We start from the raw sequence: 12,504 nt of genomic DNA on the forward strand, positions 1-12,504 counted from the left end.
TGAGGTTGACCCGGTTCAGCGGACCGATCTGCAGTCAGAGATTGAATGTGATTTAGCCTCCATTGGGCGTTGAGCAGCGGGTTGTCCACGGACGGGCAGCGGGGCGCTTCTCTCGCCCATGACGCTGCCCGGCGGTGGGCAACCCGCGATGCGATGTCGGTTGATGTGGCGCATGCAGGTTTTCAAATTCGAGCGGCGAGCAATAACCGATGCTGCTGTGCAGGCGGCGTATGTTGTACCAGCCTTCCAGGAATGAGAACACACGTCGACGCGCCTGTTCATGCGTTGCGAAGTGCTCGCGCGACAGCAGCTCTGCTTCAAGTGTGCCGAAGAACGACTCACACATCGCGTTGTCATAGGCGTCGCCGGCCGTCCCCATTGACGGTTGCACACCGGCCTCGCGACAACGTCGGCCGAAGGCAATGGAGGTGTACTGACAGCCTTGGTCCGAATGCAGAATCACACCCTCGTGCTGTCGCTGCAGCAGTGCCATGTCGAGCGCACGCAACATCAGTTCCGTGTACAGATGGTTCGACATCGCCCAGCCCACGATGCGCCGGCTAAACACATCGAGTACCACAGCCAGATATAGAAACCCCTCGCCGGTCGGAATGTAGGTGGCATCTGCCACCCACAGCACGTTCGGCGCGTCGGCGCTAAAGTGCCGGCGTACCAGATCGGGCGCACGTCGTGCCCCCGCACGCGGCCGTGTGGTACGTGGCCAGCGCCGTCGGCTGGCGCCACACAGACCAGCCATGCGCATCAGACGCGCTACCCGCTTGCGCCCAACGTGCACGCCTTCGCGCGCGAGTTGCGCATGGATACGTGGTGCCCCGTACGTGCCGCGCGAACTCGCATGCAGCGTGCGGATACGCGCCAGCAGCTGCGCATCACTGCCAGCATGCTGCGATGGCTCGCGTATCAGCCACGCGTAATAGCCGCTCGTCGAGACCCCGAGCAGCCGCGCCATCGTGGCTATGGGCCAACGGGCCTGGTTCGCCCCAGCATCACGTTCGGCTTGCGCAACCCAGTTGGTGATGGTCTGCGCCGTCGGTTCGAACTCGCGAGCGAGCTCCTGCGGTGTGCGCCCGGCCTTGACCAGTTCCACCATCTGCGCCCGGAATTCCGCCGGGTACGGTGTACGAGTCTTGCCCATTTCGGCACCTCCTGTAAAAGGATAGGTGTCCGTTTTGCCGGGTCAACTTCACGGTTAGGAGACGACGTCTCTAGCGGGCGTCGCATCTGTGGGAGCTTCGTAGATACCATTCCAGGTAAAGATTTGAGGAATACTGCCGTAAAGCCGGTTGGCAAACAAAAAAACTTGGCGACGAAAGCATGGCGGTTCTACCGCTGTGTATTCCGATATCGGTCAACGAACGCACGATAATCTGGAAGGCCCTTCATGTGCATGTGGAGAGGTTCGTCGGCGTGGCAACCAATGCATAAAACCTCGAGATTTCCATCACTGTTGTCATGCTTCTGTCCATTTCGATGATGCACATGCAGATACTTGGACTCCGCGCCCGCCAGGACGATGCTGCACTTCTCGCACCTGAATCCGCGGCTGTGACGCGTTCTAGCTGACACCTCGTCCCAGTCCTTGCTGTACACGTTTAGCGGAGCGGTATCGGATGTGTGTTTCGGTGTGACCGCCATCAGGTCCTTCGGATATTTGGCGAAGAACTCCGGGAGCCTGAACTGGTCGACAATCGAAAGGCGGCTCGGCCGCGCCATCTGCATGTCAAATCCCTTCCAGGGAAATGTGAGCAAGGCAATTCTGGCAGACATCCAACCGCACCGACCTAGGCGTTACGCCTCCGTCCGAGACGTTTACCTGAAAGAGACCCGAGTCAGAAATCGCGACCACATACCGCTCCGCCCGTTGGTTCCTGTACATCGTTTCAAGCGTTCGGCAGTGCGCGAAATGGTACTTCGGCATGCCTCCGCGATTTCCGATGGCAGGAACGTCTCGGATATAAACAAGAACACGGTAGCCCCTATACGCGAGCGTGCCGTCATCCAGTACCTGAATCTGGTCAGCAGTAACATCAATGCCAGCGCCTTTCAGCCTGTCGATTACGGGCAGTTCTATCTCGGTAACTTGATGTCTCGCACCGAATCGCTCAACCAATGGTGCACCCATCTTTCGGCGCAACCCGTTAAACGCGGACCAAATCAAGAAATCAGGTAACTTTATGGTCATTTTTGAAGCTTCTGGGCAATGAGGTCCATCTTGTCGCTGGCATTGGTGACAATGCGGAATTCGACGCGTTGATTGGCAGTCTGGGCGGCAGCGGAATGTTCATCCGGCGATATCGGGTGCGAAGACGACAAGCCATTCGCCGTGACATGTTGAATCAACCAGTTCTCCTCCGGCCGCACCTTTTGAAGCGACAGCAAATATTCAAGCGTGCTGCGAGTGCGAGCCTGGGATAGCTCCATGTTCTTGAAGTACGCGGTACGTTCGTCAGTGGTCCCGGTCCAGGCTGCACTGGTATGCCCTTCTATCCGGATTTCCTTGACCGCGCCCTTGAACTGCGGCGACGTAAGCAGGGCCACGTAGCGAGGAAAGAATTGCCCCAGCACTTCCCTGAAGCGTGGGCGAAGCTCCGACGACCCTGTTGCGAACAGCACCGTCGGGTCATTGAACCTGATGGTCATATCGCCAAGAATTTCCGCATTCCACTGCTTGAGGTCCTTCTCAAACTCCCTTTGCAGAGCCAGCTTCGCAGCCACTGCGGCGGCGCTTGAAACCACTTTGAGAGGTCTTGCGCAGCAGCATCAACAGATTGACCAGTCGCAGCATTCAATGGCTGAAGTTCTGCTTCAGATGACATCACTGACCGAGTGGACGCCTTGATTGCGCACAAAAAGGCGCAGGAGAGCGGTCTCCGGCTTGAGAAACTGCAAAGCCATTTCCTCGGCTCCGTCGTCCTGGAGCGCCGTGACGACGACATGAACTTCGGTAGGGTCAATACGTGGGAAGTCATCGACGGCCAGCAACGAACCACCACACTTTATCTCCTGATGCTCGCGCTACGGGACGTTGCTGCTCGTCTGCCAGAGAAAGGTTTTGCGTCCATGCTCGCGATGTCGACGCGAAATGAGGGAGCCTACAGCGACCAGAACGACTGCTTCAAAGTGTGGCCAACTGAAGCCGGACGCGAGGACATCCAAGCACTCACGGAAGCGGGCAGCGCGGACGAAGTCTGCCGACGCTATCCGCTGAGGGCCAAGGATGCTCCGAAACGAGCGCCGAAACAGGACCGGCCGCTCATGGTGCGCAGCTACCTGTATCTGTACCACGCCATCCTTGCATACATGCGTGGCCTCGACTTGACCGACTCGCCGGTCGAAGAGCCAGACGCGACGCTGTCGAACGAGCTGATTAAGCGAATCGATGACCATGAGTGCGTCGAGGAACTGAGTCCGACCATCGAATTCGATGCTACGAGGCTCTATGCAATTCATAAGGCGCTCGACAGCTACCTCCAGCTAGACCGTGTTAGGAACTTTTTATAGAACCTGGTACCCTGGAGGGATGACAAAAGAAAGACGCAAACCCTACCCGACAGACGTGTCCGACGAAGAGTGGAGAATTGGGCGATGATTTTTTAAGCCAATTCAGATATTTTCAGGACGAATACGCCACGCAGGCATCACCGCGAACATGCAAGGACCGGGCTGAGCAGATACTGCTTTGGAAACGACACTACGAAGACTGTCTCTTGATTGACAATCTCCCTGCGTCGTTTACGGCTGCGTTGATTCAGGCCGTGACTCAAAGCGGGCTCACAAAAGCGGAGATTTGCAGGCGCAGTGGTGTGCCAAAGGCGGGCCTGGAAAATTGGCTCAACGGCGATGTGCTTCTCCCGCCCGCCAGCGTCGCCCGATTACCTCCTCTGGAAGACGCGCTGAGTCTGCCTCGTGGTACGCTCTCGAAACGCCTGCCAGCCAAAACGCGCGCACGTTATGAGCGGTCGAAAGGTGCACTCCCGCCTCAGCCCACCACGTTCGGCCAGCGAGTCAGCGAAAACCGCAGGCGTAACCCGATTCCCTCGCTGCCGCCGACGGAACGTTTCAAGGCGCAGTGGATAGATTTGATTCGCTTCAAATCGGATATCACCCGAGCAGAAGCGGACATGCGCAATACGTGGAGAATGAAATCACCTGCGGCAGTCGGACATCACGTGGTGTGGACGATGCTCTGCGACGGGCAAGTTTGTGCGACCGCCGCGGTTCATTACGGATTCATCTCACGCTACCTTGGGTTCCTGGCAGCCCCTGCGCCATTGGGTCGTGGTAAACCGCAAGCATCGTGCGATACGCTCGGGTGGCTCGCATCCGTGCCGAACGTCACCGCTTACACCCAAGTGCTGCGTCGACGTGCCGGCAACATCACGCATCACGGAGTTCTGACATTCATTGCTAATGTGCGTTCGCACCTCAGACCTGTTACCGGATTTGTATGGTGCCGCTCCGACCTCTGTTACGAGCTGGCCTCGGCCGGAGAGCCGTTCGCTCGAGTGTTAGCCGAGCGCGACTGGGGGGCGATGGAAGCAGGCTGGCGAGAACACTGCGAGAAACCGTATAAAGCGCTGGTCGAACTCGAGAAAACCTATCTCCGCACTGCCAATGTCGTACATTCCCGCGACCCGGCTGAGCCTTTGAGCGATATCCTTGCGGAGCCTTCTCCGCTGAAGGTATTAATACAACTCATTGCACGACTGGAAGCAGACGAGCCGCCGATGGCGCACCATCGCGATTATGTCGCGTGGATTCGCGACGTCTGTCTGCTCAAGATGCTCGTCGGCAATCCGCTTCGCGTCAGTCAGCTTTGCTTGATGAGCTTCCGGGGGGCGAAGCCCAACCTGTATTGCAATGCGGAGGGAGAATGGCGCCTGCGATTCGAACCGTCCGATTTCAAAAACGAGAAAGGGGCCGCGCGCGAACGCTACGATTCAAGCGTTGAGCCGTCCTGTTTTCTCTGGATTCGTCGCTATCTGGCGGAGGCGCGTCCGTATATGTGCGGCGCTGAAACGGACCGCTTTTTCCTTCCTTCGGTGAGTGGTCCGAGACGCGGCAATGGCGCACTCAAGGAACAGGGCATCGAAGCGGCCATTCCCTGGACGGGCGATGGGATGACGAAGCGCCTCAAAGTCGTCACGACTCGGTACCTTCCAGAGACTCCCGGCTTCGGTGGCCACGCGTTTCGCCACATCATTGCCACCGACCACCTGAAACGACATCCGAGGGATTACCTGACTGTCGCGCATCTGCTGCACGACACGCTGGCTACCGTGATGAAAGACTATGCGCACCTGGAGGTGGATGATGGTCTTCGGACGCTGCACGCGGGCGTCGCCGAGGCCATGCGCGAGGTCGAACGAGAGCGACAGCCCCGCACCTGAGCGTTCCGCGGAGCGCGCGTCGTGCTTCCGGGCTAGGCAAAGGAAACCGCCCGCGCGTACGCGGGCGGATGCAGATTCGAATGAGCCGCCATCGCTCACTCGCCGCCGGCATCCTTCTTACGATTACCTGAGAGTGCACATGTGCTGCGCCCAGAACCATGCCTGCACGCTTATCAACGGCGTGCCTCGAAACCGAAGTCGAGCATCAATCCGGCAATCAGCCGCTCGCCGTCACCCTCGAAAACGTCGACGAGGTCGCGACGACCTGGCAGGTCGCGAAACCATCGCATCACTGTCATGACATCCTCGAACTGTGCATCGTCGATGTAACCGCTCAACAGGTACATATCCGGACACGCTATCCTGGCGTTGTGCAGGCTCAGCAGAAACGCCGCGACAGGCCGCGTGCTGTATTCGGCAAACCGGGCACAGATTTCGAATAGCCGCCGGGCGGCCTGGGCGCCAGGGTCCGTGGAAAAATCCGGCGACAAAGCGGGGACTTCTTGCATATCGGTTGGAACTCCGTTCGGTGTAGTGACGCTCCTTTTTGGGCGTCGTGTAATGGGCGTACAGGGTCAGGACGTTCGGCGCCCGACTGTCACGGCCCGGTGCGTCATGGGTGATGATGCGTGAGTCTTGCCTGGCGGCGCGCGCGACAAGGCACGCGCTCGCCTGGTTCTCAGCAACTTGCCAATGACCGGCAGTCAGTCATGCATGATTGCTGGATTCTCTTCCGGCTCCGTCCAGAGCCACGTGTTTCTCGCATGGTTGAAAAATGCCCGCAGAATCAAAAGCTCACGCACGATAGTGTGCTCGGACAGGCGCTCCCTTCGCAAGGCGTCCACTAGCTGCCGAATGTCGTCTCGCGTAATGTTCGACACGGTCGTGCAAGCGAGACGTTGGCGCAGCTTGTCTGATTTTCTTTAGCACTCCGTTTTTTTGTATTGAACTTGTTGCAGCTCGCGCGGCTTGAGACAAACGTGAGACCTGAACACCCGCTTCGTCGTACTCGCAACCGTGTCGCGCCCATGGTCGGACTCGAGCGTGTGAAGCAGGACGCGTTCAACGGTGTAAATGGGCAGTTGAGCGTGCCGAAGATAACGGTTGATGTGCCCACACAAGACGGTGCCTGCGCGGAAAGTGACCTGTTGGGGTACAAAGTCAAACAGGGCCGCAGCGAGCGTCGTTTCGCGCGGGCCGGGGCCAAAGGACGTACCCCGCTTCGTCGGCTCCGACCGGGGGCTGGGATGGGTCGCATCAATGGACCGGTGCGCCGACGTGCCGGTTGGGGCACAGAGAACTGCGGGAGAACGAAACTGAAACATGGCAACTCCTGTTAAGTGGAGTTGCGTGTAGTGCGCGTGACGACGGTCGTTTAAAACGTCTCCCGCTTTCTCCAGCCCGCGTTTTTAAATTGAGCGGGGGTTGTCCCGGTTAGCTGGTCTCTCACTGTCGGCAGCCCGCCTTTCCACCGATGACAGGCTTCATTAGGGATGCAGCCAGGGGCGCCTAAAAACCGGTTGGTACGCCCCTACGCCAGGCGGGAAAACCTTTAAAAAGCCGGCTCGTGCCCGGCGGTCGCTACACGTCGTCTCCCACCTTCTTTGAGACGATGACAATGAAGCTGTTGACGAAAGACGAAATCTGCACGCAACTGGGCATTTCCCGCGTTGCCTCGAAAACATGATTAACCGCGGTGAATTTCCCCCACCGACGCGCCTGGGCAAGCGCAACTTCTGGACGGAGGTGGCCCTGGAGGCCTGGCGCCAACGGTACTTTCATGCGCAGGAGATGTGGATGCCGGGCAGTGCCTGACGGTCTCGCGTTCGACGGCCTTCTGCGTGAGCGACACCTCGCGGGCGCCCACCTTCCCGTTCCACAGCTTGGGCACACGGCGCGTCCAGTCGATATCGCGCCATTGCGCCATGACGAGCAGCCCGGACTGGCGCATGGCAGTCGCCAGACAGCAGACAAAGTCCGTCACGCGCTCGCTCAGCACTTCGAGTGCCACTTCGCCCGCCAGCACGCGTGCACGATAGACGGGGGCAAGCGCGAACGTATTCCGCACGCACTGCCGACACATGGGCGCAATCGATTCCCGCTGGTCGAGCCACGACTGTCCGGCGAAACACGCGTTACGCAGGCAGGCTGCCCCTCGCAAGCCCGTCGAGGCCTGCACAGACGAGCGCCACGCCCTTCGAGCGATGTTGCACTGTGCAACATCGTTAGCATTCCAAATATTTTTGATAGGCTCTCACTCCCATTTTGCACCGCGTTGCGTGGTGGGCAGGACGCCTCCCGGCCTGCCAAACGCGCACGACGGACAGCGGACGTCAGCGAGAGGCGCGCGGCGGTGACTCGGACCTTTCGGCCGAACGCCAGAAAAGCGCGCAAACATATAAACATCGATTGATAAACGCAGAGAGTCTTGCGAGCGACCAAATGACCTGGCTGCAAGCGCGGGACACATCTGACCTAATTCAATTTGCATCAGGGACACCTGGCATGTATCAGAGCCGCATCAAGTTCGACCATTTCCTGCACGTCAGCATCGACTCGGGTCACACCTCTCCGGCCCAGTCGGAATCCGTTTCTGAGGAAGTGCGCGCGCATTTCGCTCCGCTGATTTCTTCTGCGCTGGCGAGCGGCAAACCGGTTGCGGTTCCACTTGTTGCGACGGATGCCTTCATGACGATTCGCGAGGAAGACGGCGCCTATCATGCGTGCCTGCTCGCTTCCGCGCGTGGTGCATTCGTGCCGGTGGTCACGTTCGGCGTATCACTCCTGCCGCCTGAAGGGGCACTTCTCTGGCACAAGCTCAATGCAGAGTCACTTCTCAAACGCACGAGTCACGCACCCGCCCCGGTATCACCGTGGATTGCTGCCCGGCTGGAAGTTGCCGCCCTCAGTCATTTCAACATCGTCGCCACCGCAGGTGAGTTTGAACGGAGCGTCGCCTGGACCTTGGCTACCCATATTGCCGAAGTGCGGGCGACCTCTCCGGGCGCAAACCAGTGCCATGCCACGGCGACGCCCGAGGCGGCGATGGTTGAACGTCGGCCGGTTCCGCCGTCCGACGGCCTTGTTTTCAATTGCACAACTGGCACTGGGCCGACGCTGTCGATATTCCTATCCTCACCGTCGGACGAGGAAATCGGTGACATCCGGCGAGGCGATGCACGGTTTGCCCTCGCCGGCCATGAGGCAACGAGTTTCATTCTCGCGAAGTTTGGCAGGCTTCCCTGGATGGATGCACCGTTTCACGCCGGGTTATATGCCGCAGAATCGCGTGGCATGCCAGAACAATGGCGCCCTGGCGTTCGTCTCGCACTTGCTGTGGAAATAGTTGACCGGGATACCGGTCTGCAACGGGGAGCACGCCTGCTGTCACTCAGCGCGCACTTCTGGGAGATGTTGGCAAAGCAGGTCACCCGACAGGCTGCATCGTCCATTTCCAGGCGCGAACATGATTCAGCCGTTGACGCGGCGTATCGGCTTTACCCAACGGCGGAGGCAATGCTGAAACGCGCTTTGGTGACGTCGAAAGCAGGTGACTGAGCAAGCAGCACGAGTCAGTTGAATTTCCGGAGCTGCGAGTCATCCTTCGCGAGGTGCGCTCATAGCAAGCCGTCTCCAACATATCTGCGCGATGTTGATTGGCCCGCCACACCGGCGGGCTCTTTCTTTCATTCCGGTCGAAGCGCAAACTCGTGCCGGCGCACGGTCCGCGCGCGAACGTCACGAGATTCAAGGCTGGGGCGAATGAAAGTTGCGGTGGACGGTAGTGGGTCCCCACTGCCTGGATTGTGCGATGAATTCGTAGCGCATTTGTGCGGACGCGGCCTCAGCATCGCCGCATCCGCCCAGTGCAGGACGCCGGGACAAGGCCGGCAGGCTATCCCATCAGGGCCGCAATCTGCCCTTCAAGGTGCTGCAGGCCTATCGTTGCCGGTTGGGCTTCTACGACGCCGAACATCTCACTTCGGCTCGGCGAGGGGTCGACAAGGAAGTTTCTCGCGTGCCCGTTTTGTCGGTCCCAGGGGAGCATTGCCTCGGGCGGTATGACCTCGAAGGCACTGCCAACCGCGATAAACAGGTCGCACGCACGCATTTCTGCCCGAAGCCGATGCAGGTTGAGATAGGCAGGTGCTGCCTCGCCGAAAAAAATGATGCCTGGTTTGACACTCTCATGATTTCCGCAAATCGGGCAGGCGGCCGCAGGGTCGAAATACAGTCCCTCCTTCGGAAAGGCGAAGTCGCACGCCGTGCAGAGCAACGAGTTCAGGTCGCCGTGCAGGTGAATGACGGCGGTGGCGCCCCCTTTCTCAAGCAGGTCATCCACGTTCTGGGTCAGCAGCTGCACGCGCTCGGCTCCCCAATTGCTCTGCCACTTGGCGAGAAGCTTGTGCGCCGTATTGGGCTCGGCGTCGTGCTTCTCGCGAATGAGGTCGTTGTAGAACTGGAAGACCGCCGGACGGTTTCGACGCCACGTGTCGATGCTACAGACCTCTTCGACGCTGTTGCGAGTCCAGATGCCGTCGCCTGTACGGAACGTTGAGAGACCACTTTCGGCGGACAGTCCTGCACCGGAAAAAACATAGAGCCTAGGTGCGTGGTGATTCATTGCTTGAGGCCGTTGATGCGGCTGGTGGTCAGAAACAAAGTATAACTACGGGCCCGAAAACACCCTCGCAACCCCCTTGTCGCCAAGAGAAGGCACTAAATAATGTCGATTCCCGGAACCATTCGGGTCCGACCGTCCCCTGCTGGGGCGGCACCAAGCTGTGCTGGCGACGCCCCCTGCCTTTTGAGTCAGAGTAGGCATGAACCCGTCTTCCGGTTGACCTTGAAAGACCGGCTTCCGCGCCCGTGACTTTTTCGAGCCTCCTCTGAAAGAAAGCGACGGGCCCGTTAGCGTCCGGCGCTTTCTTTTCATCAACGGCCTTCCGGGCGTCCATCACGCTGCATGACGCGCGCGCCACGCCGCGAACGAGATGACCTGGGCCGCCTCCGGCTCCCGCAGCCGCGCGACGTCATCCTGCTCGGAATCCGGTACATCGACGCAAGCGGAGTCCGACATTGCCGGCACGTCGACTGGTGCGGCCGGCATGTACGATGTCGCGGTAAGTGATGGGTGGCAACGCATCCGCCACCGGCGCGAGCGTGGCCTGTTCACTGGCGCCCGCAGCCGTCACCGGCAGCCACTCGGTGCCCTCATGCGTCGGCATCTTGTCGCTGACCGGGCCAGCCGCTGCCAGCGCATCAGGCGTCTGACGCGTCGACGACGACGCTTCAGACACGTCCAACGCTGCGGCCGCGTCCAGTGCGCTGAGCACATCGCCGGCCGAGGGATGCTTCGTGGGCCCACGGGCGTGCAGTGGTGCCTTCCGGGCCGCCTGTGCCGCATCGACCGCCTGGAGCGCATCCTCGACCTTCGGGTTCACATAGCGCACGAGCTGCGAAAGCGTCTTGTGCCCCGAGAAAACCTTCAGCAGGAAGATGTCGCCCTGCAGCAGCCCGGCGAAACGGGTTACTGCGCAATGCTTGAGGTCATGCTTGTGGAGATTCTCGAGGCCGGCGCGCTCAATCGCGCGATACCACGCGGCATTCAGCGCACTGAGGGTCATCGGAAAGACCCGGTCTTCCGCGGCACCGCGTGGCAGTGCGTTCAGGATGTCGAGCGCGCCCTGCGTGAGGGGGACGTCGCGCCCCCCGCTTTTCGCATCCCACAACCTGAGCACGCGACGGGACCAGTCGACGTCGCGCCATTGCGCCGTGACGAGCAGTTCGGACTGGCGCATCGCCGTCTCCAGCAGCAGACCGATGAAGGGCGCGACGTACGGGTTGCGGCATTCGCGCAGTGCCGCCTCCAGCCGCTCCTGTTCGTCGGGCGTCAGCACGCGGTCGCGGGCATTGTCGATGTCGGGCATCTCCAGCTGCGCCGCCGGATTTTCTGCAGGCGTGACCCAGTTCCACTGGCGCTTCACAAAGTTGAAGAATTCGCGCAGCACGGCCTGCTCGTGCGCGATGGTCTGCGCGGCCTTGCCTTCCTGCTGCAGGGCATGAATGAGCGGCTGGATGTGATGCCGGGTGATGTCGGCCACCTTCGTACACGCCAGCCGTTCGCGCACCCGCTCCGAGGTGTCGCCCTGCCGGGCCTGCGCCGCCCGGTGTGCACCAAGGCCCTGTGGAATCACGCGCACGGGGGTGTAAGGCACGCGTTCGAGCTCAAAATACACGGTCTTCCTGTCGCAGCTGTCGCGGGTCTCGTGGGTGCGTCGGGCCACCGGTATCGTCTGGTACGTCGGCAGGCGGCCGTACCGGATAAAGCGGTTGATACGGCGGCACAGCTGGTCGCCGCTCTTCAGGTACGGCACACGCAAGGGCAGGTAGTCGGCCAGCGCCTGGGCGAGCGTGGTTTTCTCCGGACCAAGCCCGAACGGCCTGCCGCGTTGCTCGATGGCCTTCTCACGCTTGTTAAGCCACGCCTGCGCCTTCGCCCGGGTCGCGAAACCCGCCTGATAGAAGGTGTCGTTGCGGGAGCGGTTGCGCACGGCCCAGCCCGCGCCTTCGGGATAGATGCTCGCCATCACAGCCCCCCGCCGACGATAAGCGCATTGGAAGGGCGCACCGGCGGGCAGGCCGGGGAATGAACGACAGCGGAAACGTGATGCATGGCAACTCCTGGTTGGTGGAGTTGCGTGTAATGACCGCGACCGGCGCGTTTAAAAGCGGCGCTTTTAAATTTTGCGAGGCACCGTGCCCGGTCGCCCGGGTGCGGCGTCGCGCGCCATCAGCCACCGTGGTGCGCAGTCGGGCGCACGCGCCCGCAGCGGCCGCGCCAGATTTTTGCCAGACAAACGCAAAAAAGGCCTCACGGGGAGGCCTTTTCTGTTCCTGCCACTGTGCTATCTGGTTGATAACGCAGCATTTTGTTCTGGTGGCCTGGGGCGGAATCGAACCACCGACACGCGGATTTTCAATCCGCTGCTCTACCAACTGAGCTACCGGGCCAACGAAGAAGCGAGAGTATAGCAAGCGATTTTCTGATTCTCAAGCCCTTCCCGAAAAAAACTCGTGCCAAAAGAGCTTT

General features: G+C 60.2%; 9 protein-coding genes, 1 tRNA gene and 1 pseudogene. 3 read left to right on the top strand and 8 right to left on the bottom strand.

Annotated features, from left to right (window positions below; genetic code table 11):
* Positions 1-172: 172 nt before the first annotated feature.
* Both GCT13_RS25145 and GCT13_RS25155 read right to left on the bottom strand, forming a co-directional pair.
* A pseudogene (locus GCT13_RS25145) lies at positions 173-1,156 on the bottom strand (IS3 family transposase); the annotation flags it as partial.
* A gap of 1,043 nt (positions 1,157-2,199) precedes the next feature.
* Complete coding sequence (locus GCT13_RS25155; protein ID WP_321574608.1) at positions 2,200-2,736, bottom strand: OmpA/MotB family protein; 537 nt, start codon at positions 2,734-2,736, stop codon at positions 2,200-2,202.
* A 111-nt stretch (positions 2,737-2,847) separates the two neighbouring features.
* Here GCT13_RS25155 and GCT13_RS25160 point away from each other — a divergent pair, with 111 nt between their 5' ends.
* Both GCT13_RS25160 and GCT13_RS25170 read left to right on the top strand, forming a co-directional pair.
* Positions 2,848-3,522, top strand: a complete 675-nt coding sequence (locus GCT13_RS25160) for a DUF262 domain-containing protein (protein ID WP_321574609.1) — start codon at positions 2,848-2,850, stop codon at positions 3,520-3,522.
* Positions 3,523-3,728: 206 nt separating this feature from the next.
* Positions 3,729-5,411: a site-specific integrase gene (locus GCT13_RS25170; protein WP_152762723.1), complete on the top strand. Its 1,683-nt coding sequence runs from the start codon at positions 3,729-3,731 to the stop codon at positions 5,409-5,411.
* 173 nt (positions 5,412-5,584) lie between these two features.
* On the opposite strand, the gene GCT13_RS25175 is transcribed toward GCT13_RS25170, so the two are convergent.
* The 3 genes from GCT13_RS25175 to GCT13_RS25185 all read right to left on the bottom strand — a co-directional run bounded on the left by GCT13_RS25175 (position 5,585) and on the right by GCT13_RS25185 (position 7,479).
* Positions 5,585-5,920: a hypothetical protein gene (locus GCT13_RS25175; protein WP_152762725.1), complete on the bottom strand. Its 336-nt coding sequence runs from the start codon at positions 5,918-5,920 to the stop codon at positions 5,585-5,587.
* A 195-nt stretch (positions 5,921-6,115) separates the two neighbouring features.
* On the bottom strand, positions 6,116-6,292 hold the full coding sequence (locus GCT13_RS51270) for a site-specific integrase (protein ID WP_193727756.1): 177 nt from the start codon (positions 6,290-6,292) through the stop codon (positions 6,116-6,118).
* Between the two features lie 806 nt (positions 6,293-7,098).
* On the bottom strand, positions 7,099-7,479 hold the full coding sequence (locus GCT13_RS25185; RefSeq protein WP_152762727.1) for a hypothetical protein: 381 nt from the start codon (positions 7,477-7,479) through the stop codon (positions 7,099-7,101).
* Between the two features lie 437 nt (positions 7,480-7,916).
* Between GCT13_RS25185 and GCT13_RS25190 the strand changes: the two genes are divergently transcribed.
* Entirely contained in the window at positions 7,917-8,969 is a 1,053-nt protein-coding gene (locus GCT13_RS25190; RefSeq protein ID WP_152762729.1) for a hypothetical protein, read from the top strand.
* Positions 8,970-9,306: 337 nt separating this feature from the next.
* Here the strand turns inward: GCT13_RS25190 and GCT13_RS25195 are convergent, their stop codons facing one another.
* From GCT13_RS25195 to GCT13_RS25205, 3 genes are all read right to left on the bottom strand, one after another.
* Positions 9,307-10,035 (bottom strand): SIR2 family NAD-dependent protein deacylase, encoded by a 729-nt coding sequence (locus GCT13_RS25195; protein WP_152762731.1) that lies wholly within the window; start codon positions 10,033-10,035, stop codon positions 9,307-9,309.
* 409 nt (positions 10,036-10,444) lie between these two features.
* Positions 10,445-12,001 (bottom strand): site-specific integrase, encoded by a 1,557-nt coding sequence (locus GCT13_RS25200; protein WP_152762733.1) that lies wholly within the window; start codon positions 11,999-12,001, stop codon positions 10,445-10,447.
* Between the two features lie 348 nt (positions 12,002-12,349).
* Positions 12,350-12,425, bottom strand: a tRNA-Phe gene (locus GCT13_RS25205).
* Between the last annotated feature and the right edge of the window lie 79 nt (positions 12,426-12,504).

This window comes from Paraburkholderia franconis (assembly GCF_009362735.1).
GTDB lineage: Bacteria > Pseudomonadota > Gammaproteobacteria > Burkholderiales > Burkholderiaceae > Paraburkholderia > Paraburkholderia franconis.

Coding starts and splice junctions, on each gene's coding strand:
- GCT13_RS25175 (WP_152762725.1), bottom strand. CDS start 5,920: ATGCAAGAAGTCCCCGCTTTGTCGCCGGATTTTTCCACGGACCCTGGC.
- GCT13_RS25190 (WP_152762729.1), top strand. CDS start 7,917: ATGTATCAGAGCCGCATCAAGTTCGACCATTTCCTGCACGTCAGCATC.
- GCT13_RS25195 (WP_152762731.1), bottom strand. CDS start 10,035: ATGAATCACCACGCACCTAGGCTCTATGTTTTTTCCGGTGCAGGACTG.
- GCT13_RS25200 (WP_152762733.1), bottom strand. CDS start 12,001: ATGGCGAGCATCTATCCCGAAGGCGCGGGCTGGGCCGTGCGCAACCGC.